General features: G+C 73.8%; 25 protein-coding genes. 11 read left to right on the top strand and 14 right to left on the bottom strand.

The genetic code is table 11. The features are described 5' to 3' along the window. Positions 1-117: 117 nt before the first annotated feature. The 4 genes from CWOE_RS01895 to CWOE_RS01880 are packed head-to-tail and all read right to left on the bottom strand — an operon-like array spanning position 118 to position 4,289. Positions 118-1,245 carry an ABC transporter ATP-binding protein gene (locus CWOE_RS01895; RefSeq protein WP_012931866.1) on the bottom strand — a complete coding sequence of 376 codons (1,128 nt, stop codon included), beginning with the start codon at positions 1,243-1,245 and terminating at the stop codon, positions 118-120. An 8-nt stretch (positions 1,246-1,253) separates the two neighbouring features. Beyond that, the gene (locus CWOE_RS01890; protein WP_012931865.1) at positions 1,254-2,078 is read right to left on the bottom strand and encodes a carbohydrate ABC transporter permease; all 825 of its coding nucleotides are present in this window, start codon (positions 2,076-2,078) and stop codon (positions 1,254-1,256) included. After that, positions 2,071-2,946, bottom strand: a complete 876-nt coding sequence (locus CWOE_RS01885) for a carbohydrate ABC transporter permease (RefSeq protein ID WP_012931864.1) — start codon at positions 2,944-2,946, stop codon at positions 2,071-2,073. Before CWOE_RS01885 ends, CWOE_RS01890 begins: the two co-directional genes overlap by 8 nt. Continuing rightward, complete coding sequence (locus tag CWOE_RS01880; protein ID WP_041730021.1) at positions 2,943-4,289, bottom strand: ABC transporter substrate-binding protein; 1,347 nt, start codon at positions 4,287-4,289, stop codon at positions 2,943-2,945. The genes CWOE_RS01885 and CWOE_RS01880 overlap by 4 nt, the downstream gene beginning before the upstream one ends. 92 nt (positions 4,290-4,381) lie before the next feature. Between CWOE_RS01880 and CWOE_RS01875 the strand changes: the two genes are divergently transcribed. Both CWOE_RS01875 and CWOE_RS01870 read left to right on the top strand, forming a co-directional pair. Next, a complete protein-coding gene (locus CWOE_RS01875; RefSeq protein ID WP_049793464.1) occupies positions 4,382-5,188 on the top strand; it encodes an IclR family transcriptional regulator in 807 nt (268 codons plus the stop codon). Next, positions 5,185-5,937: an SDR family NAD(P)-dependent oxidoreductase gene (locus CWOE_RS01870; RefSeq protein ID WP_012931861.1), complete on the top strand. Its 753-nt coding sequence runs from the start codon at positions 5,185-5,187 to the stop codon at positions 5,935-5,937. Before CWOE_RS01875 ends, CWOE_RS01870 begins: the two co-directional genes overlap by 4 nt. 24 nt (positions 5,938-5,961) lie before the next feature. Here CWOE_RS01870 and CWOE_RS01865 read toward each other — a convergent pair whose 3' ends face one another. After that, positions 5,962-7,149 (bottom strand): mandelate racemase/muconate lactonizing enzyme family protein, encoded by a 1,188-nt coding sequence (locus tag CWOE_RS01865; protein ID WP_012931860.1) that lies wholly within the window; start codon positions 7,147-7,149, stop codon positions 5,962-5,964. 119 nt (positions 7,150-7,268) lie between these two features. On the opposite strand from CWOE_RS01865, the gene CWOE_RS01860 reads away from it, so the two are divergent. Then, entirely contained in the window at positions 7,269-9,254 is a 1,986-nt protein-coding gene (locus CWOE_RS01860; RefSeq protein WP_012931859.1) for a cellulase family glycosylhydrolase, read from the top strand. A 71-nt stretch (positions 9,255-9,325) separates the two neighbouring features. Here the strand turns inward: CWOE_RS01860 and CWOE_RS01855 are convergent, their stop codons facing one another. After that, entirely contained in the window at positions 9,326-9,754 is a 429-nt protein-coding gene (locus tag CWOE_RS01855; protein WP_041730020.1) for a hypothetical protein, read from the bottom strand. 31 nt (positions 9,755-9,785) lie between these two features. After that, entirely contained in the window at positions 9,786-10,568 is a 783-nt protein-coding gene (locus CWOE_RS01850; RefSeq protein WP_012931857.1) for an ABC transporter ATP-binding protein, read from the bottom strand. A 138-nt stretch (positions 10,569-10,706) separates the two neighbouring features. Here CWOE_RS01850 and CWOE_RS01845 point away from each other — a divergent pair, with 138 nt between their 5' ends. Together CWOE_RS01845 and CWOE_RS01840 are read left to right on the top strand one after the other, a co-directional pair. Beyond that, positions 10,707-11,948 (top strand): sensor histidine kinase, encoded by a 1,242-nt coding sequence (locus tag CWOE_RS01845; protein WP_012931856.1) that lies wholly within the window; start codon positions 10,707-10,709, stop codon positions 11,946-11,948. Then, positions 11,945-12,607, top strand: coding sequence for a response regulator (locus CWOE_RS01840; RefSeq protein ID WP_012931855.1), 663 nt, complete (start codon positions 11,945-11,947; stop codon positions 12,605-12,607). Before CWOE_RS01845 ends, CWOE_RS01840 begins: the two co-directional genes overlap by 4 nt. A gap of 33 nt (positions 12,608-12,640) precedes the next feature. Here the strand turns inward: CWOE_RS01840 and CWOE_RS01835 are convergent, their stop codons facing one another. Further along, a complete protein-coding gene (locus CWOE_RS01835; RefSeq protein ID WP_012931854.1) occupies positions 12,641-13,480 on the bottom strand; it encodes a PhzF family phenazine biosynthesis protein in 840 nt (279 codons plus the stop codon). 64 nt (positions 13,481-13,544) lie between these two features. Between CWOE_RS01835 and CWOE_RS30010 the strand changes: the two genes are divergently transcribed. After that, entirely contained in the window at positions 13,545-15,257 is a 1,713-nt protein-coding gene (locus CWOE_RS30010; protein WP_012931853.1) for a fibro-slime domain-containing protein, read from the top strand. Between the two features lie 9 nt (positions 15,258-15,266). On the opposite strand, the gene CWOE_RS01825 is transcribed toward CWOE_RS30010, so the two are convergent. From CWOE_RS01825 to CWOE_RS01815, 3 genes are read right to left on the bottom strand one after another with little or no spacing between them, the layout of a single operon-like run. Beyond that, positions 15,267-15,671 (bottom strand): hypothetical protein, encoded by a 405-nt coding sequence (locus CWOE_RS01825; RefSeq protein ID WP_012931852.1) that lies wholly within the window; start codon positions 15,669-15,671, stop codon positions 15,267-15,269. Then, on the bottom strand, positions 15,668-16,738 hold the full coding sequence (locus CWOE_RS01820; RefSeq protein WP_012931851.1) for a class I fructose-bisphosphate aldolase: 1,071 nt from the start codon (positions 16,736-16,738) through the stop codon (positions 15,668-15,670). The genes CWOE_RS01825 and CWOE_RS01820 overlap by 4 nt, the downstream gene beginning before the upstream one ends. 43 nt (positions 16,739-16,781) lie before the next feature. Continuing rightward, complete coding sequence (locus CWOE_RS01815) at positions 16,782-17,738, bottom strand: RNA polymerase subunit sigma-70 (RefSeq protein ID WP_012931850.1); 957 nt, start codon at positions 17,736-17,738, stop codon at positions 16,782-16,784. A gap of 144 nt (positions 17,739-17,882) precedes the next feature. Here CWOE_RS01815 and CWOE_RS01810 point away from each other — a divergent pair, with 144 nt between their 5' ends. Further along, positions 17,883-18,671, top strand: a complete 789-nt coding sequence (locus tag CWOE_RS01810; RefSeq protein ID WP_012931849.1) for a FliA/WhiG family RNA polymerase sigma factor — start codon at positions 17,883-17,885, stop codon at positions 18,669-18,671. Between the two features lie 37 nt (positions 18,672-18,708). On the opposite strand, the gene CWOE_RS01805 is transcribed toward CWOE_RS01810, so the two are convergent. Further along, a complete protein-coding gene (locus tag CWOE_RS01805) occupies positions 18,709-19,698 on the bottom strand; it encodes an NAD(P)-dependent sugar dehydrogenase (protein WP_012931848.1) in 990 nt (329 codons plus the stop codon). Then, positions 19,695-20,612, bottom strand: coding sequence for an SMP-30/gluconolactonase/LRE family protein (locus CWOE_RS01800; protein ID WP_012931847.1), 918 nt, complete (start codon positions 20,610-20,612; stop codon positions 19,695-19,697). Before CWOE_RS01800 ends, CWOE_RS01805 begins: the two co-directional genes overlap by 4 nt. 185 nt (positions 20,613-20,797) lie before the next feature. Here CWOE_RS01800 and CWOE_RS01795 point away from each other — a divergent pair, with 185 nt between their 5' ends. From CWOE_RS01795 to CWOE_RS01780, 4 genes are all read left to right on the top strand, one after another. Then, positions 20,798-21,901 carry a sensor histidine kinase gene (locus CWOE_RS01795; protein ID WP_201447114.1) on the top strand — a complete coding sequence of 368 codons (1,104 nt, stop codon included), beginning with the start codon at positions 20,798-20,800 and terminating at the stop codon, positions 21,899-21,901. Then, positions 21,898-22,560 (top strand): response regulator, encoded by a 663-nt coding sequence (locus CWOE_RS01790; RefSeq protein WP_012931845.1) that lies wholly within the window; start codon positions 21,898-21,900, stop codon positions 22,558-22,560. The genes CWOE_RS01795 and CWOE_RS01790 overlap by 4 nt, the downstream gene beginning before the upstream one ends. 69 nt (positions 22,561-22,629) lie before the next feature. Next, positions 22,630-24,012: a cytochrome P450 gene (locus tag CWOE_RS01785; RefSeq protein ID WP_012931844.1), complete on the top strand. Its 1,383-nt coding sequence runs from the start codon at positions 22,630-22,632 to the stop codon at positions 24,010-24,012. Beyond that, positions 24,009-25,076 carry an alpha/beta fold hydrolase gene (locus tag CWOE_RS01780; protein WP_012931843.1) on the top strand — a complete coding sequence of 356 codons (1,068 nt, stop codon included), beginning with the start codon at positions 24,009-24,011 and terminating at the stop codon, positions 25,074-25,076. The genes CWOE_RS01785 and CWOE_RS01780 overlap by 4 nt, the downstream gene beginning before the upstream one ends. On the opposite strand, the gene CWOE_RS01775 is transcribed toward CWOE_RS01780, so the two are convergent. Then, entirely contained in the window at positions 25,054-25,671 is a 618-nt protein-coding gene (locus CWOE_RS01775) for a TetR/AcrR family transcriptional regulator (RefSeq protein WP_049793154.1), read from the bottom strand. The genes CWOE_RS01780 and CWOE_RS01775 overlap by 23 nt on opposite strands. Positions 25,672-25,782 lie beyond the last annotated feature (111 nt).

The raw sequence follows: 25,782 nt of genomic DNA, 5'->3' as shown, positions 1-25,782 counted from the left end.
TACGGCCGACCCGCGACGACCTCGCCGTCAGCCGCCGCCGCGTCAGCCGCCGCCGCGTCAGCCGCCGCCCGCGTCGCCGCCTGCCCGTCAGCCGCCGCCCGCCAGCGCGCGCGCACCTCACTCCCCCGCGTGCGCCAGCGCGAGCCTGCTGGCGACGTCGAACGCATGCAGCCTGTCCGCGACGGCGTGGACGCTGACGCGCTCGCCGATCGCGAACGTCGCGCCGGAGACGACGCGCATCGCGAGCGTGCCGCGCAGCTCGATCGGGCGGTCGGCCAGCTCGGCCGGCTCCAGCCCCGCCGGCCGCACGTGCACGATGCTCTCCGCGCCGATGTCCTCGACCAGCTCGACGAGCGCGTCGAACGCGACCGCCGGCTCGCCCGCCGGCGGCGGGCCGGGCGCGAGTCCCTCCGGCCGCACGCCGACGAGCACGTCGCCGTCGGCGCCCTGCCAGCGCTCCGACGCCGACGCCGCCTGGCCGCCGACCTCGAGCGCGCCGCCGCGCAGCCGGCCGGGCAGGAAGTTCATCGGTGGGCTGCCCATGAAGCCGGCGACGTAGGTGTTCGCCGGTCTGCGGTAGAGCCGATGTGGCGAGTCGACCTGCTGCACGATCCCGCCGTTGAGGACCGCGACACGGTCGCCGAGCGTCATCGCCTCGACCTGGTCGTGCGTCACGTAGAGCGTCGTGACGCCGAGGCGGCGGTGGAGGTTGACCAGCTCCGCGCGCATCTGCACGCGCAGCTTCGCGTCGAGGTTCGAGAGCGGCTCGTCCATCAGGAACGCGCGCGGCTGGCGCACGATCGCGCGGCCCATCGCCACGCGCTGGCGCTGCCCGCCGGAGAGCTGGCCGGGCTTGCGCTGCAGCAGCGCCTCGATCCCGAGCAGCGCCGCCGCGTCGGCGACGCGCCTGTTCGCCTCCGCCGCCGCGACCTTTCTCATCCGGAGCGGGAACGCCATGTTGCGCTCGACCGTCAGGTGCGGGTAGAGCGCGTAGCTCTGGAACACCATCGCGATGTCGCGGTCGGGCGGCGCGACGTCGTTGACGACCTCGCCGCCGATCCGGATCTCGCCGCCGTCGATCGTCTCGAGCCCCGCGACCGACCGCAGCGCCGTCGACTTGCCGCAGCCCGACGGGCCGACGAGGATCAGGAACTCGCCGTCGGCGGCCGTGAGGGAGAGGTCGTCGATCGCGACGGTGCCGTCCGCGAACCGCTTGCTGATCCGGTCCAGCTCGATTGCTGCCATCGGTGGTCCTACTCTCCCTTGATCGCACCCGCGACGAGGCCGCGGACGAAGAAGCGCTGCCCGAAGACGTACAGCGTCACGATCGGCAGCGATGCGAGCGTGAGGCCGGCCATGATCGTCGGCACGTCAAGGCTGTTGCGGCTCTGGAAGCCGGTGATGCCGACCATCAGCGTGCGGTGGTCGTCGTCGTTGAGGAAGACGAGCGCGATCAGCAGCTCGTTCCAGACCCACAGCACGTTGACGACGCCGAGCGTGATCAGCGGCGCCGCCGCGAGCGGCAGCACGACCGTGCGGAAGACCCCGAACGAGCTGGCGCCGTCCATCACCGCCGCCTCGATCAGCGCCTTCGGGATCGTGCGGAAGTAATTCGTCAGCATGTAGATCGAGAACGGCAGCATGAAGCCGACGTAGATCGCGATCGCGAGCTGGTAGGTGCCGATCAGGCCGAGGTCGCTGCCCGCCTTGAAGAGCGGGATCACGAGCACGACCGGCGGTACGACCATCAGCGAGACGAGCGCCGCCAGCAATGTGTCTCGGCCCTTGAACTGCCACTGCGCGAAGCCCCATGCCGCGAACGCGGCGAGCGCGAGCGTCACGGTGACGCTTCCGACGGTGAGGATGAGCGAGTTCAGCACCCATCTGACGAAATCGTCGGAGAGCGCCGCGTCGAACGCGTCGAGCGTCGGCGAGGTCGGCAGCGAGAACGGGTGCTGACGGAAGTCCTTCTGCGTCTTGAACGCGGCCGTCACCATCACGTAGAACGGCAGCAGGGCCGACAGCGAGACGACCCACAGGACGATGTGGCGCGGCGCGGCACGCAGCAGCCTAGGCATGGGCGTCGCCCTTCCGCCGGTGCTGGATGCGGAAGAAGATCAGGATCAGCACGAACGTCGCGGCGAACAGCAGCAGCGCGGCGGCGGCCGCCAGCTCACGCGCGTTGAACTGGAATGCGGTCTGGTAGATGTACAGCTCGGCGACCTGGGTCGCGTCGCCCGGACCGCCGGTGCCGTTGGAGATCACGTAGACGTAGTTGAAGACCCACGAGACCATCGTGATCGCCTCCGTCACCGCGTAGAAGGCGATCACGCTCCCGAGCTGCGGCAGGGTGATGCGCGTGTGCAGTCTCCAGAAGCGCGCGCCGTCGAGCCGCGCCGCCTCGAACGTCTCGCTGGAGAGCGACATCAGCCGCGCGAGCAGCAGGATGACGCCGAAGCCCAGCTCCTTCCAGACGATCACGGCGGTCAGCGTCCACAGCGACCAGCTCGGCTGCCCGAGCCAGTCGTGCGCGAGTCCGCCGAGGCCGACCGACCGCAGCGCGGTGTTGATCGGCCCGTCGAGCGTCAGCAGCAGCCCGAAGACGACGCCGATCACGGGGATCGGCAGCACGTACGGGAGGAAGACGACGGCGCGGTGCCAGCGCCAGCCGCGCACCGCCTCGAACAGCAGGATCGCGATCAGCGACGACAGCACGATCAGGATCGGGACCGCGAGCAGCAGCCGCACGTTGTGGCCGAGGGCCGTGCGGAAGGCCGGGTCCTCGAACGTCAGCTCGAGGTTGTCGATCCCGACGAATCTGCCCTGCAGGTGCGTCGCCATGTCGACGAGCGAGACGAGCCCGTAGACGAAGATGCAGAGCACGACGGCGAGCGCCGGCGCGATCCACGCCAGCGGCTCCCACGTGCGGCGGATGCGCGCGCTCATCTGTACGACGCGGCCCACTTCGCGAAGTTCTCTCTCTCATCCGGTCGCGTCGTCCGCAGCCGCTGCGCGAGCTGCTCGATCGCCTCCGCGGCCTCGTCGGCGTCGGCGTTGCCGCCCATCAGCAGCTGCACCTGCGAGAACATGCCCTTCGCGTCCAGCTCGGTCGGGATGAAGTCCTCGAGGTAGGGCGAGAACTCCTTCGTGTAGTCGAAGATCTGCTTCAGCTGGGGCAGCTCGATCTGCGCGCCGTCGAAGCGGTCGTCGGCCGGGATCGCGCCGGTCGTTCTGAAGAACGAGTTCATCCGGTCGGGCGTGTGCATGAATCTGAGGAAGTCGGCCGCCACCTGCGGGTACTTCGTCGTCGAGGTGATGCCGAGCGTCTGCGAGGTCGATCCGAGCTTGCCGGCGTACTCGCCGTCGGCCCATCTCGGCATTGGCATCAGGCCGACCTTGTCGACGCCGACCGACTCGACGAACTTGCGCACGTCGGAGCCGGCGGTGACCGTCATCGCGGCCTTGCCGTCGCTCCATCTCTGCTGGCCCTGGTAGAGCTGCAGCGAGTTGATGTCGTCGTTGAAGCATCTTCTGTCGCGCAGCGCCTGGAGCGCTCTCCACCACGCCGCCTGCCGCTCGTCGTCGAATCTCTGCTCGCCGGCGACCGCCGCGAGCACGTCGCCGGCGGAGACGTTCTGGTTGCCGAGCATCGAGTACAGCCAGCCGGCGAAGAAGCCGTCCTTGAGGCCGCCGCTGATCGGCGTGATCCCTCTCGCGACGAGCGCGTCGCACGCGGCCAGCAGCTCGTCGAACGTCTCGGGCGGTTCGACGCCGGCGCTTCTCAGCACGTCCTTGCGATAGAGCACGGGGAACGACGGCTGGACGTACCACGGCATCGTCCAGACCTCGCCGTCGAACGTGTCCTCCTCGGCGTTGACGTAGTGCGCCAGCTCGTCTCTCGGGATGTACTTCGAGATCGGCCGGATGTAGCCGCGCCAGGCCGGCTCCAGCGAGTTGATCCCGCCCCAGAAGAACTGGATGTCCGGACCTCTTCTCGCGGCCGCGGCGGTGTTGAACGCCGGCACGAGGCTGTCGGTCGTCTGCAGGACCGTCTTGATCGTGACGTTGGGGTGCTCGGCCTCGTACGCCTGCACGGTCTCGGCGAGCCATCTTCTGGCGCCCGCCGCCTCCTGGTCTCCCCACCACCACATCGTCAGCTCGACGGGGTCGCTCGGGATCGTCTTGCCGGTCGGGAAGTCGGCGCCCGTCGATCTCTTGTCGTCCGCAGAGGACGACCCGCCTCCGCACGCCGTCAACGCGACCGCGGACGCCGTGAGCGCCGCAAGCACGGCTCTCGCAAACAGCCTCTTACACCACATGCTTCCTCTTCTCGTCCGAATTGGGGATTCCAATTATCGGAAGGATGTTCTACTATTGCGGAATGCACTCTTCCACCGGTGGTGAGAAACGTCAAGTCGACGGCAGTCAGGCGAGAGGCGCCGAGCGGACGCTCGAGATCCTCAAGTCGCTCGCCGCGCACCCCTACGGCGTGAGCCTCGACGACCTCTCGCGCGAGCTCGGCTACCCCAAGTCGAGCGTCCACCGCGCGCTCGCGATCCTCGAGCGCAGCGGGCTCGCCCACCACCCGCAGTCGGGCCACTACGTGCTCGGCTCGGAGTTCGTGCGGCTCGCCTACGAGCACCAGGAGGCGCGCCAGGAGCAGGTGCTCGTGATGCCGTGCCTGCAGGAGCTGTCCGAGACGTACGGCGAGACGACCCACTACGCCGAGCTCGACGGGCAGGAGGTCGTCTACCAGGCGAAGGTGACGCCGCGTGGCCAGCGCGTGCAGATGACGTCGATCATCGGCGGCCGCAACCCGGCGTGGAGCACCGCGCTCGGCAAGGCGCTGCTCGCCAGCCGGCTGCCGGCCGACGACCCGCTCGGGTTCCTCGAGCGGTTCGTCCCGGCCGACGCGCAGCCGGTGACGCCGTCGACGATCGTCAACCCACAGCAGCTGATCGCGTCGCTGCGCGAGACCGACGAGCGCGGCTACGCGCTCGACGGCGAGGAGAACGAGCTGGGCGTCAACTGCATCGCCTTCCCGGTCTTCCTCGCGTCGCCGTCGATCGCCTCCGGCGCGATCAGCATCGCGGCGGTGCTCAACCGCATGACGCTCGACGACCTCGCCGCCAGCGCCGAGGCGATGCGCGCGATCATCCACCGCCACCTCGGGCGCGTGACGCGATGAGCGGCACGGGAGAGCTGGCCGGCCGCGTCGCGCTCGTGACCGGCGCCAGCCGCGGGATCGGCCGCGCGATCGCGGAGCGGCTGGCCGGCGCCGGCGCGCGCGTCGCGTCCGTCGCGACGGTCGCGTCGCCGGAGCTGGAGCACGGCGCCTCATACGTCTGCGACCTCGGCGAGCCCGACCAGCTCGACGCGTTGCTGCGCGCCGTCCCCGCCGACCTCGGCGACGTCGACGTGCTCGTCAACAACGCCGCCGTCTCGATCGCGACGCCGCTGCTCGGCTTCTCGATGGCCGACTACGAGCGCGTGCTCGCGGTCAACCTGCGCGCGCCCGTCGCGCTGATGACCGCGCTCGTGCCGGCGATGGCGCAGCGCGGCTGGGGGCGGATCGTCAACGTCAGCTCGGTCCACGGCGAGTACGGCGAGCCCGGCTCGCTCGCCTACGACGTCGCGAAGGCCGGCCTCAACCAGGCGACGCGCACGCTCGCGGTCGAGCTGGCGCGCAGCGGCGTGCTCGCGAACGCGCTCGCGCCCGGCTTCGTCGACACCGCGATGGGCGCGGTCGACGGCGTCCACGAGCTGGAGACCGAGCCGTTCCGTTCGATCTACGTCGAGCACGGCAAGCTGCCGCTCGGGCGGGCCGCGCAGCCGGCGGAGGTCGCCGTCCACGCGGCCTGGCTGGCGAGCCCGGCGAACACGTACCTGACGGGGCAGGTGATCACGGTCGACGGCGGCCTGACCGCGACGTTCTGAGCGGCGCCGCGGTCACGGCTGCGGTCACGGCTGCTGGTCGCCGACCTCCAGCTCGCGCCCGCCGACGCTGATGCGGACCGGTCTCAGGTACCGCCGCACGGTCTCGACGTCGACCGTGACGCCGAGGCCGGGCCGCTCGGGCGCGACCACCGTGCCGTCGGCGCGGCGCTCGAGCGGGTCGCGCACCAGCTCCTGCGCCAGCGGCGCGCCGCCGACGACGTACTCCAGCAGCTCGCAGCGCTCGGCCGCGGCGAAGACGTGCAGCGCCGCGGCGAGGCTGAGGTGGGACTTGAAGGTGTGGTTGACGTACGGCGTCGCGCTCCGCTCGGCGAGCCGGCGGACGGCGTGCGCGGGCGTGATGCCGCCGATCCGGCCGGCGTCGATCTGGATCGTGTCGACGCCGCCGTTGGCGATGAAGTCCTGCGCGTCGCGGAAGCGGCCGCTGCTCTCGCCGGCCGCGATCGGGACCGCCGGCATGCGCGCCGCCAGCTCGCGGTACGCCTCGATCGCCTCCGGCAGCAGCGGCTCCTCCAGCCAGCCGACGCCGTGCTCGGCGAAGTCGGCCGCGCGCTGCGCGGCGGTCGCGGCGTCCTCGCCCCACGCCCAGCCGGCGTCGACCAGCAGCAGCGCGTCGTCGCTCAGCCCGGCGCGGGCAGCGGCGACGAGCGCGACGTCAGCGGCGCGGCCGTCGCGGCCGATCGGCCCCCAGCCGAACTTCGCCGCGTCGAAGCCGGCGGCGCGCTGCTGCGCGGCGCGCGCCTCGGTCTCCCGCGGCGTGTCGCCGAACAGGACCGATGCGTACGGGCGCTTCGGGAACGCACGTGCGCCGTCGCCGTCGAGCAGCGCCCAGACGGGTGCGTCGAGCCGCTTGCCGAGCAGGTCCCACAGCGCGATGTCGGCGGCGCTGAAGGCGTGGTGGACGTGCTGGATGTCGAGCGCGCCACGCAGCGCGCGGCCGCGGACGCGGCGGAGGTCCTCGACCGAGTCGAGCGGCGCGCCGAGCAGCGAGCTGCGCAGGTTGACGATGTTCGCGTGCGACGGCGGGCAGCAGTAGCAGGCGAGCGAGACGAGCGGCGAGGCGTCGGACTCGCCCCACCCCTCCAGGCCGGTGTCGGTGCGCAGCCGCACGAGGAACGTGTCCTGCGTGCCGTCGGCGGTCGCCGCGATGTCGGGCATCGCCAGGTAGAAGGCGTCGACCTCGGTGATCTTCACTCGCTGCTCCTTCTCGGGGCGCCGCGGCACGGGTCGTTTGACACCCGCGTGAGCTGCGCCTAGGGTTTCTATTAATTACAATAGCATTCCATTAATTGGAATCGTAGGAGGGATCAGAGATGTTCAAACGCACCGCTGCCCGCCTGGGCGCGGCGATCGTCGGCCCCTGCCTGGCCGCGCTGGCGCTCGCCGCGCCGGCCTCCGCGGCGCCGGGCTACTTCGGCGGCGCCGACCGCTACATCACGTATCCGGACGGCCGCGTCTTCACCCCGCACGGCTTCAACGCCGTCACCACGCTGCCGCCGCTGCACCCGGCCTTCCTCGGCAGAGACGACGCGCGCCTGCTCGCGGACCTCGGCTTCACCGGCATCCGCTTCGGCTTCGAGCCCGAGGCGCTGGAGCCCGACATCGGCAACGTCGACATGGAGTACCTGGGCAAGTTCGCCGACTACGACAGACTGCTCGGCTCCTACGGCATCGGCACGTTCATGGTCCTCAACCAGGACAACTACTCACGCCGCTGTCCGCTGATCGCCGGACTCGTCGGCGACGGGTTCCCCGACTGGATGCTCACGCCCAGAACGACCACCGGCGTGCTCACGCACGAGCAGTGCATGGCGGCGTGGGACTCGTTCCACGAGAACGCACCGGCGGCCGACGGCGTCGGGCTGCGCGACCACTTCGTCCGCTGGTGGGAGATCGCCGCCGAGCGCTTCAAGTCCCACCGCAACATCATCGGCTACAACGTCGTCAACGAGCCGCGGCAGACGACGCCCGAGCGCATCCGCACGCTCTACCAGCAGACGAACGCGGCGATCAGGCGGATCGACGGCGACCACCTGCTGTTCCTCGAGGACGAGCCGGCCAGCCAGTACAGCCCGCTGCCGCTCCCGCTCAGACGGGCCGACCTCGGCGCCGTCGGCTACTCCGACCACAACTACTGCATCGAGACGCTGTTCTCGACGTTCTACGACGCCCCGATCGGCGACGAGATGATCGATCGCTGCATCGGGCTCAACCAGAGACAGCTCGACCAGGTGATCGACTACGTCGGGAGAGAGCGCTTCCCCTATTACCTCGGCGAGTTCAGCGCGACCGACGAGCTGCGCGAGCAGACCGCGCTCGTCGACGCCGCCGACCGCGCGTTCGCGCCCTGGGCGGTCTACGCCTACAACGCGCAGCTCGACGGCAGCGGCCCGCAGCAGCAGCGCTTCCTGATCGACGAGCAGAAGCCGGCCAGCCTCGCGAACGCCAAGCCGGCGAAGGTCGACGCGCTCGTCGTGCCGTACCCGATGGCGATCGCCGGGACGCCGCAGAGATGGAGCTTCGACCGCTCCACGAGAGTCGCGCAGCTGACGTACTCGACGCAGCGCGCCGGCGGCGGCAGCTTCGCCGGCGAGCCGAAGACGGTCGTCTTCATCCCACGCGCGAAGTACCCGACCGGCTACAGCGTCACCGTGAGAGGCGGGAAGGTCACCTCCGACCCGACATCACCGTGGCTGCAGGTCGCGGCCGACGGCGGCGCGAGCGACGTGTCCGTCACGGTGACTCCGCGCAGCGACGGCGTGACGAGAACGCCGCTGGAGGTCGACCAGTGCGGCTACGACCTCGCGCCGTGCGGCGAGCGTCCCGCGCCGCCGGAGCCGCCCAAGCCGCCGGTTCCGCCGGCCCCGAAGCCGGAGCCGAGATCCGTCCCGAGAACGCCGGCGAGAGCGCGGCTCGCGCTGACGCTGCGCGCGAGCCGGTCGCGCATCGCCCGCGGCCAGACGGTCGCGCTCACGCTCGTCGCCCGCAACCGCTCCTCACAGGCGCTGAGCAACGTGCGGACATGCCTGCGGCTGCCGGCCGGCGTGCGCGTGCGCACCGCTGCGCGCGGCGCCCGCAGAGGCGCCGCCTGCTGGACGACGCGCCGGCTCGCCGCGCGCGGCACGGCCTCCGCACGCGTGGTCGTCGAACTGCGCGGGACCGTCGCCGCCAGACGCCGGCTGACGGTGCGCGCCGGCGTCTCCGCGGCGGGCGCGCACAGCGCGAGCGCGGCGCGCACGCTCGTCGTGACGGCTGTGGCGCCGAGAGCGAGAGCCAGACCGAGAGCGGGCGGCCGCTAGGAGCGGAGCGCCGCACCCTCACCGGCGCGGTCAGCCGCAGCGGCGTGGCCAGCGTGGCAGGCCGCGGCCGGTCAGCCGCAGCGGCCGGTCGCGCCGGTGGAGGCGTCGAGCAGGCCGGAGACGCGCAGGTCGCGCAGGACCGGGCGCGGCGCGCGGGCGCGCCAATAGGCGCACGAGCCGATCCCGCCGCCCTGGGTGCCGATCACGCTGAAGCGGTGCGAGCGCGCGCTCGGCCGCTTCAGCAGCACCCCCGAGAAGCCCTCGCCGACGACGTCGGCCCAGGCGTAGCGGGCGTTGCGCGTCGAGACGCGCGCGCCGAGGTAGCGGCAGCCGCCGGGCGGCGAGCCGCACGCTCTCAGGGCGACCCGCTTGATCGCCTTCGCCGCCGCGCGCGACGCCGGTCTGCGCGCGGCGTCGGCGGCCGGGCTCGCGAGCACGAGCAGCACGGCGGCGGCCAGCAGCGCCGGCACGACGAAGAGGCTGTTGCGCACGCGACCCACCCGCCGCAGGATTCCCCCGCCTGCGCGCGCGTCAAACGGGCGGCGTCCGTGCGCGGATCCGCCGCCGCCGGCCGGGGGCCGCCGCACGCGCGCCGATGTGCGCGAGGTTTCGGGTCCCAGGGACCCGCGGCGCCACGCACATCGAGCGTCGTCCGCCGTCGAGCGTGACGACGCGGTGCGCGAGCGCAGCCGCGGCGCGCGCGTCGCGCGTGAGCAGCACGACGGTCTGCCCCAGCTCGTCGACGACGCGCCGCAGCAGGCCGAGCAGCTCCGCCGCGTCGTCCTCGTCGAGGTCGCCGGCCGGCTCGTCGGCGAAGACGACCGCCGGCTCGCCCAGCAGGGCGCGCGCGACGGCGACGCGCTGCTGCTGGACGCCGGTCAGCTGCGCGGGCAGGAGCCTACGGTGCGCACCGAGCCCCGCCAGCTCGATCGACAGCTCCAGCCGCCGGCGGCCTGGACGGCGGCCGGCGACCCACTGCGGCGCGAGGACGTTCTCGTCGACCGTCAGGACCGGCAGCAGGTTCGGCGCGCGGAAGACGTACCCGAACAGGTCGCGGCGCAGCGCGGCGAGGTCGTCGTCGTCGAGCGCGGTCAGCTCGATGCCGTCGACCTCGATGCTGCCGGCGGTCGGCCGGTCGAGTCCGCCGAGCAGGTGCGCGAGCGTCGTCTTGCCCGCGCCCGGCGATCCGCTGATCGCGGTGAGGCGGCCGGCCGGGACGTCGACCGAGACGCCGTCGAGCGCGTGCACCGCTTCGTCGCCTGCGCCGTGGGTCCGGGTGACGCCGACGGCGGAGATGATCGTGGACGGGAGCATGGAACCGACCGTGACGGGGCGCGACGCCGCGCGGATCGCCCCGCCGTCGCTGCCGACGTCATCCGATCGTCGCGCCGTGCCGTCCGTCTTTCGTCGGATGTGGCGGGATGCGGCACGGTTCTACACTCGGCCGCGACGATGACGGTCGAGTCTCAGGGTCGGTGGCTGTTCCCGCAGGTCGAGCGACCGCCGTGGTCCGCGACTGCCGGCGACGTCGCGCTCGTCCTGGTGGCGCTGTTCGTCTCCGTCGGGAACAGCTCTGAGCAGGCGGCGACCGGGATCCTGAACGGGCAGGCGGCGAGCGTCACCGTCGCGGCACTCGCGTCGGTCGCGCTGCTCTGGCGCCGCCGGTTCCCGCTGCCGGTCGCGCTCGCCGGGCTCGCCGGCTGGTGCCTCGACGGCGTCGTGCTGCCGTTCCTGGTGGCGAGCTACACGCTCGCGGCCGCCCGCGGCGGCGACCGCGTCGTGTGGGCGCTGGCGCTCGTCGGCCTCGCGCGCGGCTGCGGGCCGAGCGTCGCCGACGGCGCGCTCCACTTCGACGTCTCCGAGATGACGGTCGCCGGCCTGACGGCGACGTTCGTCGGCCTCTACGTCAACGCGCGGCGGCGGCTGATCGAGCAGCTGCGCGAGCGCACGCGGACGCTGGAGCGCGAGCACGACCTCGTCGCCTCCCGCGCGCGTGCCGACGAGCGCACCGCGATCGCGCGCGAGATGCACGACGTGATCGCGCATCGCGTGTCGCTGATGGTCCTGCACGCCGGCGCGCTCGAGCTGGCGCTCGGCCGCGACCACGGGCAGGCCGAAGCGGCAGCGCACACGATCCGCACGACGGGCCGCCAGGCGCTGCGCGAGCTGGGCGAGATCGTCGGCGTGCTGCGCGCCGACGACGGCGCCGCGCCCGCGGTGCCGCTCGCGCCGCAGCCGACGCTCGACGACCTCGACGTGCTGCTGAGCGACTGGCGCGCGACCGGCGCCGCGCTGGAGCTGGCGGTCGAGGGTGAGCGACGGCCGCTGTCCGCGGGCGTCGAGCGGACCGCCTACCGGCTCGTGCAGGAGGGGCTGACGAACGCGCGCCGCCACGCGCCCGGGACGACCGTCGCGGTGCGGCTCGCCTACGGCGACGGCGCGCTCGCCGTCAGCGTTCGCAACGGCGGGCGGCCGGTCGCGCCGGACGGAGACGGCGGGCGCGCGGAGGGCGGCGCCGCGAGCGCGGACGGCGTCCACAGCACGCCGCCGCTCGCGAGCAGCGGCGGCGCCGGCGGCGGCGGCGGCCACGGCCTCCTCGGCCTGCGTGAGCGCGTCGCGCTCGCCGGCGGCGAGCTGCACGCCGAGCCGACGCTCGACGGCGGCTTCCACCTCAGCGCACGGCTGCCGGCGTGATCCGCGTCCTGATCGCCGACGACGAGGCGCTCGTGCGCTCGGGTCTGCGGATGATCGTCGAGTCGACCGACGACGTGCGCGTCGCGGCCGAGGCGGCGGACGGCCGCGCGGCGGTGACCGAGACGCTCGCCCACCGGCCCGACGTCGTCCTGATGGACATCCGCATGCCACGACTCGACGGGCTCGCGGCGACGCGCGAGCTGGCCGCGCTCGCGGCGCCGCCGCGCGTGATCGTGCTGACGACCTTCCACCTCGACGAGTACGTCCACGACGCGCTGCGCGCGGGCGCCGCGGGCTTCCTGCTGAAGGACACGCCGCCGCGCGAGCTGCTGCACGCGATCCGCGTCGTCGCGGGCGGCGAGGCGATGCTCTCGCCGGTCGTCACGCGCCGGCTGATCGAGACGTTCGCCTCCGGCCGCAGCGCGCAGGGCGCGCTCGCGCGCGAGCGGCTGCGGCGGCTGACGCCGCGCGAGCGCGAGGTGCTCGCGCTCGTCGCGGAGGGCTGCTCGAACGCCGAGGCCGGCCGCCGCCTGCAGATGAGCGAGGCGACGGTGAAGACGCACGTCAGCCGCCTGCTCGACAAGCTCGAGGCGGCCAACCGCGTGCAGGTCGCGCTCGTCGCGTTCGACGCCGGCCTGCTCGACACGCCGCGCGGCTGAGCGGCGCCCGGCGTGCGCCGCACCGCGGCCCGCTCAGATCGTCGCGACGCCGTCGAGGCAGGTCACGGTCGCGCCGGCGACCCAGATCGTGCCGTCGTCGTCGCGCGTCACGTGGACGCGGCCCGCGCGGCCGAGCGCGGTGCCCTGCCGCGCGACGTAGGGCGCGCTCAGCCGGCTGCTGCGCAGCAGCCAGTCGGCGAGCGAGGCGTTGAGGCTGCCGGTGACCGGATCCTCGACCAGCGTTCCGTCCTTCGGGAAGAACGCGCGCACCTCGATCGCCTCCTCGGAGCCGGGCGGGTGCGGACCGACGACGCCGACGTCGAGGTCGATGAACGACGGCGCCAGCGCGAGCACCTGCTGCGCGGAGCCGAGCAGGACCGCCAGCCAGCCGGGCCCGTTGTCGACCCACTCGGCGGCGACGACGTCGTCCGGCGCGATCCCGAGCGCGGCCGTCACGTCGGCGAGCAGCGCCGGCTCGACGGCGCCGGAGCGGACGAGCGGCGGTCCCGCGAAGGCGAGCCCGCCGGGCGTGCGGCGGATCTCGACGAGGCCGGCGCCGCACTCCTGCACGATCCGCTCCGCGCCCGCGCCGCCGCGACCGCCGCCGGCCTCCAGCCAGGCGTGGCAGGTGCCGAGCGTCGGGTGGCCGGCGAACGGCAGCTCGCCGACCGGCGTGAAGATCCGCACGCGGTAGTCGGCGCCCGCGTGGGTGGGCGGCAGCACGAACGTCGTCTCCGACAGGTTGGTCCAGTGCGCGAAGCGCTGCATCGTGGCGGTGTCGAGCCCGTCGCCGTCGAGCACGACCGCGACCGGGTTGCCGCACAGCGGCCCTTCGCCGAAGACGTCGACCTGCTTGAAGCTGCGCGACCGCATCGCTCCATCGTACGCGCGGCCAGCTCGGCTGGCGCGCCATCGCTCGCCCCGTAGCATTCCGCCGATGCATCGCCGACTGCTCGCGAGCGCGCTGCTCGCCGCCGCCCTCAGCCTCCCGCCGGCCGCCGCGAGCGCCGCCGACCCGCCCGCCTCGCTGACACTGGAAGGGACCGCGCGCGACTTCCGCGGCTACGACCTGCCGGCGGGCCAGGGGCTCCCGCGCGGGCACATCGACTTCGAGAACGCGAGCGGGTTCGAGAGCGGGATCGTCAGAACGACGCTCGGCCCCGACGGCACGCCGGTCTACAACAAGGGCGAGCTCGGTGCCGGGTCGGCGACGACGCACGGCCGGGCGGCGTTCGAGCAGTGGTTCGCGGACACACCGGACGTCAACCTCGCCGAGCCGATCGCGCTGTCGATCGCACGGCAGCCGAACGGGCGCTACCGCTACGACGCCTCCGGCGGCTTCTTCCCGCTCGACGGCAGCGGCTGGGTCAGAGCGGGCAAGGAGCCGGCGCGCACCGGCAGCGACAACCTCCCGCACAACTTCAGCTTCACCGTCGAGCTGCACTCGGAGATCCGCTACACGGGCGGGGAGACGATCACCGTCACCGGCGACGACGACATCTGGATCTTCGTCAACGGCCGGCTGGCAGCCGACGTCGGCGGCGTTCACGGCCCGGCATCGAGCACGGTCGACCTCGACCAGCAGGCGGCGAGCCTCGGGCTCGTGAGAGGAGCGCTGCACGACGTCGACGTCTTCGTCGCCGAGCGCAAGACGAGCGGCTCGACGCTGCGGATCGACGCCAGCCGCCTCGGCTTCGACGCCGGCAGCGCGACGCTGCCGGCGTCCTCCCGCCCGGGCGAGACGCTGTCGTGCGCGGTCGCCGACTGGCCCGCCGACGTGGCGCTGTCCTACGCCTGGCTGCGTGACGGCGCGCCGATCGCCGGCGCCGACGGCGCAACGTATGCCGTCACCGGCGCGGACGCCGGCAGCGCGGTCGCCTGCCGCGTCACCGGCACGCGCCGTACGAGCGCGAGCGTGACGTCGGCGGCCGCGCAGGTGATCGGCGGCGCTCCGGTCGATCCCGGCGGCCCGCCCGTCACGCCGCCGGGCGGCCCCAGCCCCGGGCCCGCCCTGCCCGCGCCGGCTCCGGCGCCGGCGCCGGCGCCGGCGGTGACCGTGACCGAATCGCCCGGAGCGCTGACGCGCTCGCGCAGCGTGCGCGTGGCGTTCGCCGTCGACCCCGCGGCGGCGAGCTACGAGTGCCGGCTCGACGACGGGCCGTGGGAGCGCTGCGTCTCGCCCCACGAGCGGAGCGGCATGCGCGCCGGCGGCCACCGCATCGAGATCCGCGCCGTGACGGCCGACGGTCGCCGCGGCGAGAGCGCGGTGCGCGGGTTCCAGGTCAACCCGTACGCGCCCGGGCTGAGACTGCTCGGCGGAGCGCTGCGCGCGAATGCCGACGGCGCGGTGGCGCTGCAGATCGCCTGCTCCGCGCGCGAGGGCGACGGCAGCGGCGCCTGCGAGGGGACGGTGCGGCTCCAGCGTACGACCGGCACCGGCTCGCGTGCGCGGACGGTCGTCCTCGGCCGCGCGTCGTTCGCTGCCGCGGCGGGCCGCGCAGTGGGCGTAAACGCGCGGCTGACGCCGGCCGCGCGCAGACTGCTGGCCGGCGCGCGCGGCGGGCGCCTGCCCGTCCGCGTCGTGCTCGACGGACGCGACCTCGCCGGCAACCGCGGCACGATCAGCTTCGCGCGCATGCTGCGCGGCTGAGGCCGCCGGTCAGTCGAGTCTCAGCCGCCGCCGGATCGACTCGTCCAGCTCGATCCGGCGCGGCGCGGCATGGAAGTCGAAGCGCGAGATCGTCAGCCCGTTGATGCCGAGCGCGGGCAGCAGGTCCTCGCCGTAGCCGACGGCCAGGCCGAGCAGCGTCGCCGTCGCCGAGCCGTGCGTCGGCACCGGGTGGGGACCCTGCGGCGGGCCGCCCCAGCGCCGCACGCCGTGGCCGTCGTCGATCTCGGCGAAGGCGGCGTGGGTCAGCAGCAGCGCGTCACCCGCGCGCCAGGCGTCGATCGCCTGACGCGCCTCGGGCGTGAGGAAGCCGTCCGCGGCGGCGTACGCCGCCGCGGGATCGTGCGGCTCCTCGAAGACGATGCCGGTCGCGACGACCCGCGACGGCGTCTTCACGCGACCGTGACGTCCTTCGACAGGTACACGTCCTGGATCGCCTGCAGCAGCGCGACGCCCTCGGCGAACGGGCGCTGGAACGCCTTGCGGCCCGAGATCAGGCCCATGCCGCCCGCGCGCTTGTTGATCACGGCGGTGCGGACGGCCTCGGCGAGGTCGCTCGCGCCCGAGGACGCGCCGCCGGAGTTGATCAGGCCGATGCGGCCGAGGTAGCAGTTGATGACCTGGTAGCGGCAGAGGTCGATCGGGTTGTCGCTGCTGAGGTCGGAGTAGACCTTGTCGTGCGTCTTGCCGAAGCCGACGGCGCGGAAGCCGCCGTTGGTCTCGGGCAGCTTCTGCTTGATGATGTCGGCCTCGATCGTGACGCCGAGGTGGTTCGCCTGGCCGGTCAGGTCGGCCGCGAGGTGGTAGTCCTTGTCGCCCGAGAAGGCGTCGTTGCGGAGGTAGCACCAGAGCACGGTGAACATGCCGAGGCGGTGCGCCTCCTCGAACGCCTGCGCGACCTCGACGAGCTGACGGCGGCCGTCGGCGGAGCCGAAGTAGATCGTCGCGCCGACGCCCGCGGCACCCATCTCGTGCGCGCGCTGGACCGAGGAGAACATCACCTGGTCGAAGCTGTTCGGGTACGTCATCAGCTCGTTGTGGTTGAGCTTGACGATGAACGGCAGCTTGTGGGCGTGTCTGCGGCTGACGGCGCCGAGGACGCCGAGCGTCGAGGCGACCGCGTTGCAGCCGCCCTCGATCGCGAGCTGCACGATGTTCTCGGGGTCGAAGTACATCGGGTTGGGCGCGAAGCTCGCACCGCCGGAGTGCTCGATGCCCTGGTCGACCGGCAGGATCGATACGTGGCCGGTGCCCGCGAGGCGGCCGCTGTCGAGCAGCCACTGCATGTTGCGCAGAACGCCGGATGAACGGTCGGAGTCGCGCAGGACGCGGTCGACGTAGTCGCCGCCCGGCAGGTGCAGCTGCTCGGACGAGAAGGCGGGCGAGTCGAACCCGAGCAGCTCGCCGGCGTCGTCGCCGAGCAGCTCCTCGATCCGCGCAGAGGACAGTCCGGTGGCGCTCATGTGCTCATCCCTCGTTCGCAGTTCATGTGCTGAGCCGGCCACGTTATCGACCGGCAGACGATGACGGCAGCGTCAGCGGCAGCCCGAACGCACCGAACAGCTCCGGCCCGAACGTCGTTATCTCGACGATCTTGTCGCCCTCGACCCGCAGCACGTCGAACTTGAACGCGCGGAAGACGGTGTCGCCGGGGAGACGCAGGTAGCTCGCCGCGGTCGGCATCCGGTTCGCGCGCGTCGGCACCAGCCGCCACTCGCCCAGCGGCTCGTCGAACGCTCTCGCGAGCAGCTCGCGCATCGCGGGAATCCCCTCATAGAAGTAGGGGTGCGGCGGCATCGTGACGCGGATGTCCTCGCGTACGACCGCCAGCGCCGCGTCCTTGTCGCCGCGCTCGTGCATGTCGATGAACGCCGCCAGCAGCTCCTGCTCGTAGGCGCTCGGCTGCGCGACCGGCCGCTCGCGCTCGGCCCGCTCCGCGAGCGTCGCCCGTGCCCGCTGCAGCGCGCTGTTGGCGGCCGCGACCGAGATGCCGAGTGCGTCCGCGGTCTCGGCGGCGGACCAGTCGAGCACGTCGCGCAGGATCGTCACCGCGCGCTGACGCGCCGGCAGCAGCTGGATCACGGCGAGGAACGCCAGCTCGATCGTCTCGCGCGCGACGACCACCGCCGCCGGCTCCTCGCCCTCCGGCGAGGGGACCTCGTCGAGCAGCCGGTCGGGATAGGGCTGGATCCACGGCAGCTCGACGAACGATCTGTCCAACGTCGGCACGCGCCGTCTGCTGCGCCGCAGCGCGTCGAGGCAGGCGTTCGTCGCGATCCGGTAGAGCCACGCGCGGAAGCTCCCGCCGGCGAACGTCGCGCGCTTGTCCCAGGCGCGCAGGAACGTCTCCTGGACGAGGTCCTCCGCCTCCTCGTAGGAGCCGAGCATGCGGTAGCAGTGGACGTGGATCTCGCGCCGGTGGCGTTCGATCCGCGCGGTGAAGTCGGCGTTCTGTGTGCTCATGCCCGTCTAAACGTCCTCACGCCCGGAGACTCATCGGTCGACCGATTATCGCCTCGCCGGACACGCAGCGACCGTGACCGGCATCGAGGCGCGATCCGTGCGACAATCAGCCATCGCGCTTATACACCTGAATCAGGTCATTTCGTGACGGGCTCCACCAGACGGATCGTCCTCGCGGAGCGGTGGCGACGCTACAAGGGGACCGGCGAGCGGGCGGCACGCGACGACCTCGTCCTGGCGTACTCGCCGATCGTCAAGTACGTGGCCGGCCGCGTCGCCGCGCGGATGCCCGCCCACGTCGACGTCGCCGACCTCATCTCCGACGGCTTCAAGGGCCTCCTGGACGCGGTCGAGCGCTTCGAGCCGGTCCGCGGCGTCCGCTTCGAGGCGTACGCCGACACCCGCATCCGCGGCGCCATCTTCGACGGGCTGCGATCGCTCGACTGGGTGCCGCGCGCGGTCCGCGCGGAGGCGCGTGAGATCGAGCGCGCGACCGCCGAGCTGGCGATGCGCCTCCAGCGGATGCCGACCGACCCCGAGCTCGCCGGCGCGCTCTCGATGAGCCGCAGGCAGCTGGCCGCGTCGCTCCAGCGCGTCTCCGACTCGCGCATCGTCGCACTCGACGAGCCGTGGGGCCCGGTGCTGGCCGACGGCCGTCCCGTCGCGCTGCTCGACACGTTGCCCGACCTCGACGCCGTCGACCCGGCCGCCGACAGCGACGAGACCGAGCGGAGCGAGCGGATCGGCGCCGCGGTCCGGCAGCTGCCCGCGCGCGAGCAGGTCGTGCTCGGGCTGCGCTACCACCACGACCTCACCCTCCTCCAGATCGGTGAGGTGCTCGGAATCTCGGAGTCGCGGACCAGCCAGCTCCACACCAAGGCCGCGCTCCAGCTCAAGGCGGTGCTCGCCACGGATCGGGCGCCCGTCGCCTGATCGCGCCCGGCGCTGCGCCGCCGCGGAGATCACGCCGTCACAGCTCGAAGACCGCCTTCACCGGCCCGGCGCCGCGCGCCAGCTCGGCCAGCAGCGCGGGACCGTCGTCGAGCCGCGCGGTCTCGACCCACCCCAGCTCCGGCGGGACGCCGGCGATCAGCTCGAGCGCCGCGGCGAAGTCGGCCGGCGTGTAGGCATAGACGCCCTGCCAGCGGATCCCCTGGCGGACGATGTGGCCGACCGGCGCCTCGCCGATGGCCGCGCCGAGGCCGACCTCGGCGACGGTGCCGCCCGGCCGCACCAGCTCCAACGCCGCGTTCCAGCTCGCCTCGATCCCGACCGCGTCGATCACGAGGTCGGCGCCGAGCCCGTCGCTGGCGCCGTCGAGCGCGCCCCGCAGCTCGGCCGGGCTCGTGCCGACGACGTCGGCGAGCCGCTGCGCGTGCGCGACGCGCCGCTCGTCGAGGTCGTAGGCGGCGACGAGGCTCGCGCCCCAGCGCCGCGCCGCGTGGCACGCCAGCAGGCCGATCGGCCCGCAGCCGATCACGGCGACGACGGCATCGGGGCCCGGCGCGGCGGCGGCGAGCGCGGCGACCGGCGTCGCCAGCGCCTCGGTCAGCGCACCGAGCACGAGCGGGACGTGCGCGGGCAGCGGCAGCAGGTTCGCGCGCGGCACGCTGACGTGCTCGGCGAACGTGCCGGGGCGGTCGAGCCCGAGCAGCCCGCGCTGCGGGCAGAGGTTCGGCTGCCCGGCGTCGCACATCCGGCAGCGGCCGCAGCCGACGAGCGGGTTGACGACGAACAGCGCGCCGTGCTCGTCCTCGACGACCGCCTCGTGGCCGAGCACGAGCGGCGCGACGCGCAGCGGGCTGTGGCCGCGGAAGCCGTGCAGGTCCGAGCCGCAGACGCCGGTCGCGCGTACGCGCACGACCGCTTCGCCGTCGCCCGCGACGGGCATCGCCCGCTGCGCCAGCACGGCCTCGTACGGCGCCGTCCAGACGAGGGCGGTCATCTCGGCGGCGGTCATCTGCCCTGCCCGCGCGCCGGCGTCGACGGGGGACCGCAGATCCCCGGCTCCAGCGCGAGCACCGAGCCGGCCAGCGGCTGTGCAGCGAGCGCCTGCGCGGCGAGGCCGCGACGGGCCGTCGTCACGAGCAGCAGCCGTCCGTCAGGCCCGCCGAACGCGCAGCTCGTCGGCCGCTGGACAGGCAGCGGCAGCTCGGCCAGCAGCCGCCCGCCGTCGCCGTCGAAGCAGCGCACCGCCGCGCCGTCGGTGAACGCCACCCAGACGTTCCCCAGCTCGTCGACCGCGAGACCGCCCGGCACGCCCGCGTGCGGGCGCGTGTCGACGAGCGTGCGACGGCGGCCGAGCCGGCCGCCGGCGACGTCGAAGTCGAACACGGCGACCGATCTGCGCGGCGAGTCGACGAAGTACATGCGGTCGCCGGTGGGCGACCAGCCGAGTCCGCTGGAGACGGTCACCGGCGCGACCAGCGGCCGCGCTCTGCCCGGTCCGTCGAGGCGGTACAGGACGCCTTCGCCGCGCGTTCCGTCGTACGCCGTCGTACCGGCCCAGAAGCGGCCGGCCGGATCGACCTTCCCGTCGTTCATGCGGATCCGCTGCGGGTCGCCGGAGACCGACGCCAGCCCGCGCAGCGTCCCGCGGTCGAGGTCGAGCGCGGCGAAGCTGACGCCGAGCGCCAGCAGCAGCCCGCCGTCGGCGCTCGGCACCGCCGCGCCGACCGGCGCCGGCACGACGTGCGTGAGGGTCGCCGACCCGTCGCTCACGTGCACCTCGCGCGTCACGATGTCGACCCATGCGAGCGCGTCGCGCTCGGGGTCCCAGCACGGTCCCACGCCCAGGTCGGCGCAGGCGTCGACGAACACGTCGACGCGCTGGCGCAGAGGGCGCGACGACCGCGTGCCCGGTGTCTGTCGCATTGGTCCTCCTGGCCGCATCGCGCGGCCCGATAGCTGCCAGCACCGTAGAACGCCGGAGACCGCTCCAGAAGAAGGTTCGATCGGTCGGATGAGCGGCCGACGCGCGCCTCCGTCCGAGGGCTGAGACCGGCTCATCCGAGCGATCGAAGCTCGTGCCGATGCGGCCGATGCGGGATGATCGCCCGATGCGACGGTCCGGAGATGCCGTGCTCACAGGGTGCGTCGCGCTGTTCATGGTCGCGTGCGCGGTCAAGTACCGCGGCGACGACGCGGCGTGGCTGGTCGCGCTCGGCGTCGGCCTCGCGCTGGTGCAGGGCGCCGTGCTCCCGCTGCGGCACGCGCGACCGGCGCTGACGGCGGCGGTCGCGCTCAGCGCCGCCGCCGGGCTGCAGGCGCTGCACAGCGAGATCGTGCTGCCGATCGGCGCCTACGTGGCGGTCGGCGCGCTCGCGTTCCGCCGCCCGCCGCTCGGGTCCTGGTGGGGCCTCGCCGGGCTCGCGGTGCTGGCGCTCGCCGCCGGCCCGGCCGGCGGCGAGCCGGGCGACGTCGTCTTCCTGCTGGCGGTCGCGGCCGCCGCGTGGGGGACGGGCGAGCTGCGTCGCGTCCGTGTCGTGCGCCAGCAGGAGGCGTCGCGCGCCGCAGTCGCGCAGGAGCAGGCGCGGATCGCGCGCGAGTTGCACGACGTGATCGCGCACAGCGTCTCGGTGATCGTCGTGCAGGCGACCGCGGCCGACCACGTCTTCGACGAGCGGCCCGACAGAGCGCGCGCGGCGCTGCGCGCGATCGAGGCGACCGGCCGCGAGACGCTGGCGGAGCTGCGCCGGCTGCTGCCGGCGCTGCGCCCGTTCGACGCTGACGACGACACGGGCGGGGCGAGCCTCGCCCGCCTCGACGAGCTGGTCGCGCGGGTGCGCGCGACCGGGCTCGCTGTGACGGTGCGACGCGACGGGCCGCCGTCGCCGCTGCCGGCGCCGGTCGACCTGTCCGCCTATCGGATCGTGCAGGAGGCGCTGACGAACACGCTGCGTCACGCCGGTGCGACGCACGCCGAGGTCGCGCTGCGGTGGGAGCCGTCGGCACTGGAGCTGGACGTGCGCGACGACGGCTGCGGCGACGATGCGGGCGCGGCGGGCGCAGGCCGCACGGACGGCGGGCGCGCCGGCGGCGGGCGGGGCACGAGCGGCATGCGCGAGCGGGCGGAGCTGCTCGGCGGCACGCTCGAGGCCGGGCCGGGACCCGACGGCGGCTACCGCGTCCACGCGCGGCTGCCGCTGGAGGGAGCCGCATGACGATCCGGACGCTGCTCGTCGACGACCAGGCGCTCGTGCGCGGGGGCTTCCGGCTGATCCTCGAGAGCGCACCGTCGATCGACGTCGTCGGCGAGGCGTGCGACGGCGCCGAGGCGGTCGCGCTGGCGCGGACGGCGCGGCCGGACGTCGTGCTGATGGACGTGCGGATGCCGCAGCTCGACGGGATCGACGCGACGGCCCGGATCGTCGCCGCCGAGCCGGCGACGAAGGTGATCATCCTGACGACGTTCGACCTCGACGAGTACGTCTTCGCCGCGCTGCGGGCCGGCGCCAGCGGCTTCATGCTGAAGGACGTCAGACCGGCGCAGCTCGTCGACGCGGTCCACGTCGTCGCGGGCGGCGACGCGCTGCTCGCGCCGAGCGCGACGCGCCGGCTGCTCGACCGCTTCGCCGGCGAGCTGCCCGGTGACGAGCGCCCGCTGCCCGATCTGCGCGACCTGACCGAGCGCGAGCTGGACGTGCTGCGGCTCGTCGCGCAAGGGCTCTCGAACGCCGAGCTGGCGGCATACCTCGTGCTCAGCGAGGCGACGGTCAAGACGCACGTCTCCTCGGTCCTGCGCAAGCTCGGCCTGCGCGACCGCGTCCAGGCCGTCGTGCTGGCGTACGACGTCGGTCTCGCGAAGCCGCGTCCGCGCTGACGCCGCCGCTCCCGCGCCCCGTGCGGTTGCGACTGGACAGCGCCGGTACGCCGGAGTACCGTCCGGTACATGCGGATACCACAGCCACGCGACCGCGCCGGCCTGCCGCCGGGTCCGTCGCTGCCGACGACCTTGCAGGACGTTGCGCTGGTCACGCGGCTGCGACCGTTCCTGCGCCGCTGCCAGCGCCGCCACGGCGACCTCTTCACCGTGCGCGTCCACCACTTCGGCAACATCGTCGTGCCGGCCGACCCGGCGCTGATCAAACGCACCTTCACCGCCTCACCCGTCGCGCTGCACTCCGGCGAGGGCAGCCCGCTCGGCCCGGTGCTCGGCCCCAACTCGCTGCTCGTCACCGACGAGGACGTCCACCTGCGCCAGCGCAAGCTGCTGCTGCCGCCGTTCCACGGCCAGCGGATGCAGCGCTACGAGCAGCTGATCGAGGCCGTCACGCGCGAGGAGATCGCGCGCTGGCCGCGTGACCGCGAGTTCCCCGTCGCGCCCTCGACGATGCGGATCACGCTGCGGGCGATCCTGCTCGCCGTCTTCGGCGCGCGCGGCGACGCGCTGCGGCAGCTGGAGGAGCTGCTGCCGCCGCTCACGACGCTCGGCTCCGCGCTCGCGCTGACGCCGTACCTCCAGCACGACCTCGGGCCGCGCAGCCCGTGGGGACGCTTCAAGCGGCTGCGCGCGCAGGTCGACGCGGTCTGCGACGAGCTGATGGCGCAGGCGCGGCGCGACCCGGACCTCGCCGAGCGCTCCGACGTGCTGGCGCTGCTGGTGCAGGCGACCTACGAGGACGGCGCGCCGATGCGTGACGCCGAGATCCGCGACCAGCTGATGACGATGCTCGCGGCCGGACACGAGACGACCGCCGCGCAGCTCGCCTGGACCGTCGAGCGGCTGCGCCGCCACCCGGACGTGCTGGAGCGGCTCGTCGCCGAGGCGGACGCAGGCGGGCGCGAGCTGCGCGACGCGACGATCCGCGAGGTGCAGCGGCAGCGGCCGGTGATCATGTTCACGACCCGGCTCGTGAAGGAGCCGTTCGAGCTGGGCGGCTTCATGCTGCCGCCCGGCACGCGGATCGCGCTGGCGGGCGCGCTGACGCACTACGACGAGCGGCTGTTCGCAGACCCGTTCGCGTTCTCGCCCGAGCGCTTCCTCGGCAGAAAGCCCGAGACGTACGCGTGGCTGCCGTTCGGCGGCGGCGTCCGCCGCTGCATCGGGGCGGCGTTCGCGCACATGGAGATGGACGTCGTGCTGCGCACGATCCTGCTGACCTACGCGCTCGCGCCGACCTCCTCGCCGCCGGAGCGGATGAAGTTCCGCGGGATCGCGCACACGCCGGCGAGCGGCGGGCTCGCGCGGGTGACGCCGCGCGCCGGGACCGACGGGAGCGACGGCGCCGGCGCGAGCGAGCAGGCGGCCGGGCGCATGGCGGTGGCGGCATGAGCGGCGGCGGCGTGAGCGATGACCGGCGCGGCGTGAGCGACGCCCCGGCGCGCGCCGAGCGGATCGTCGAGGTCGGGCGCGGGATGGCGCTCTGCTGCGAGACGTTCGGCGCGCCGGAGCACGACCCGCTGCTGCTGATCTCCGGTCTCGGCCAGCAGCTGCTCGCCTGGCCGGCGGAGCTGTGCGAACAGCTCGCCGCACGCGACCTGCACGTGATCCGCTTCGACAACCGCGACGTCGGCCGCTCGACGCGCGCGAACGTGCGCCCGCCGACGCCGCTGCGGTTCGCGACGCGCCGCTTCGAGCGCGGCCAGTACACGCTCGCCGACATGGCGCAGGACACCGCGGGCCTGCTCGACGCGCTGGAGCTGGGCGCCGTCCATGTCGCCGGCAGATCGATGGGCGGCATGATCGGGCAGACGCTCGCTGCGCGGCAGCCGCACCGCGTCCGCAGCCTCACGTCGATCATGTCGACGACCGGCGCACGCCGCATCGGGCGACCGGCGCCGTCGACCTGGCGGCTGATGCTGGGGAGACCGTCGGCCGAGCGCGACGTCTCGATCGAGCGCTCGGTCGTGCTGTGGCGGCACATCGGCTCGCACGGCTTCCCGTTCGACGAGCCGGCGGTGCGCGCGCTCGCGGGCGAGGCGTGGGACCGCGGCCACGACCCGGCCGGCGTCGCCCGTCAGCTGGCGGCGATCGTCAAGTCCGGCGACCGCACGGCCGAGGTGCGCGCGATCGCCGCGCCGACGCTGGTCGTGCACGGCGACCGCGACCGGATGGTCCACCCGACCGGCGGCGCGGCGACCGCGGCGGCGATCCGCGGCGCGCGGCACGAGACGATCGCGGGCATGGGCCACGACCTCCCGCGCGGCGCCTGGCCGCGCCTGGTCGACCTGATCGCCGGTCAGGTCGCCCGCGGCGGCGGGGCGACGGTGCAGGCGGCGGCTGACGCGAGCGGCGGCAGCGCGGTGGGCGGCGCGGCGACGGAGGGCGCGGCGACGGACGGCGCGACGACGGACGGCGCGGCGACGGACGCGGTCAGTGCGGCGCCCGCGCGGTGACGCGGCCGGGGTCGAGCACGCTCTTGATCACGTCGCTCGCGACGGCGCGGACCTCGCTCAACGGCTCGTCGTGCTCGATCGCGTGCGCGACCAGCTCGCGCAGGCCGCCGACGAGCAGCACCGCCGTCGCCATCGAGACGCGCGAGACGCCGGAGCGCTGCATCCCGTCGCTGCTGGCGAGCCGCATCAGCAGTCTCGCGAAGCTCTCGATCGCGTCGCGCTGGCGCGCGGTGCCGACGGCGCCGAGCGCGGGCACCTCGCGGATGAAGCTGACCGTCAGCTCCGGCTCTGACGCGATCGCGTCGACGTACGTCCCGAGCGCCTGATCGACCTGCTCCTCCCAGCCGGCGGCGGGGTCGACCGACGCGGCGACCGCCTCGACCAGCAGCTCGCCGACGACGTCGAACAACGCCAGGTAGCAGGCCTCGCGGTCCTCGAACTGTTCGTAGAACGAGCGGCGCGAGGTGCGCGCGTGCGCGACGACCTCCGTGACGGTGCTGTCGCGGTAGCCGTGCGCGCGGACCGCTGCGGCCATGCCGGCGACGAGCCGGTCCCGGTGGCCGGCGCTCAGCGGCAGCTGCGGCAGCTCGCTCATGCCGCCACCGTACCACCGGCGGTACGGCGGGATACCGGCGCCGCCCGCCGCCGCCCGGCCGCCCGCCACCGCCGCCGCGCCACCCGCCGCCGCCCGCCGCCGCGCCACCCG

The organism is Conexibacter woesei DSM 14684 (genome assembly GCF_000025265.1).
Lineage (GTDB): Bacteria > Actinomycetota > Thermoleophilia > Solirubrobacterales > Solirubrobacteraceae > Conexibacter > Conexibacter woesei.
This window is presented reverse-complemented; position numbering and strand designations above follow the sequence as displayed.

Coding starts and splice junctions, on each gene's coding strand:
- CWOE_RS01895 (WP_012931866.1), bottom strand. CDS start 1,245: ATGGCAGCAATCGAGCTGGACCGGATCAGCAAGCGGTTCGCGGACGGC.
- CWOE_RS01890 (WP_012931865.1), bottom strand. CDS start 2,078: ATGCCTAGGCTGCTGCGTGCCGCGCCGCGCCACATCGTCCTGTGGGTC.
- CWOE_RS01885 (WP_012931864.1), bottom strand. CDS start 2,946: ATGAGCGCGCGCATCCGCCGCACGTGGGAGCCGCTGGCGTGGATCGCG.
- CWOE_RS01875 (WP_049793464.1), top strand. CDS start 4,382: ATGCACTCTTCCACCGGTGGTGAGAAACGTCAAGTCGACGGCAGTCAG.
- CWOE_RS01870 (WP_012931861.1), top strand. CDS start 5,185: ATGAGCGGCACGGGAGAGCTGGCCGGCCGCGTCGCGCTCGTGACCGGC.
- CWOE_RS01860 (WP_012931859.1), top strand. CDS start 7,269: ATGTTCAAACGCACCGCTGCCCGCCTGGGCGCGGCGATCGTCGGCCCC.
- CWOE_RS01850 (WP_012931857.1), bottom strand. CDS start 10,568: ATGCTCCCGTCCACGATCATCTCCGCCGTCGGCGTCACCCGGACCCAC.
- CWOE_RS01845 (WP_012931856.1), top strand. CDS start 10,707: ATGACGGTCGAGTCTCAGGGTCGGTGGCTGTTCCCGCAGGTCGAGCGA.
- CWOE_RS01835 (WP_012931854.1), bottom strand. CDS start 13,480: ATGCGGTCGCGCAGCTTCAAGCAGGTCGACGTCTTCGGCGAAGGGCCG.
- CWOE_RS30010 (WP_012931853.1), top strand. CDS start 13,545: ATGCATCGCCGACTGCTCGCGAGCGCGCTGCTCGCCGCCGCCCTCAGC.
- CWOE_RS01820 (WP_012931851.1), bottom strand. CDS start 16,738: ATGAGCGCCACCGGACTGTCCTCTGCGCGGATCGAGGAGCTGCTCGGC.
- CWOE_RS01815 (WP_012931850.1), bottom strand. CDS start 17,738: ATGAGCACACAGAACGCCGACTTCACCGCGCGGATCGAACGCCACCGG.
- CWOE_RS01805 (WP_012931848.1), bottom strand. CDS start 19,698: ATGACCGCCGCCGAGATGACCGCCCTCGTCTGGACGGCGCCGTACGAG.
- CWOE_RS01800 (WP_012931847.1), bottom strand. CDS start 20,612: ATGCGACAGACACCGGGCACGCGGTCGTCGCGCCCTCTGCGCCAGCGC.
- CWOE_RS01795 (WP_201447114.1), top strand. CDS start 20,798: ATGCGACGGTCCGGAGATGCCGTGCTCACAGGGTGCGTCGCGCTGTTC.
- CWOE_RS01790 (WP_012931845.1), top strand. CDS start 21,898: ATGACGATCCGGACGCTGCTCGTCGACGACCAGGCGCTCGTGCGCGGG.
- CWOE_RS01785 (WP_012931844.1), top strand. CDS start 22,630: ATGCGGATACCACAGCCACGCGACCGCGCCGGCCTGCCGCCGGGTCCG.
- CWOE_RS01780 (WP_012931843.1), top strand. CDS start 24,009: ATGAGCGGCGGCGGCGTGAGCGATGACCGGCGCGGCGTGAGCGACGCC.
- CWOE_RS01775 (WP_049793154.1), bottom strand. CDS start 25,671: ATGAGCGAGCTGCCGCAGCTGCCGCTGAGCGCCGGCCACCGGGACCGG.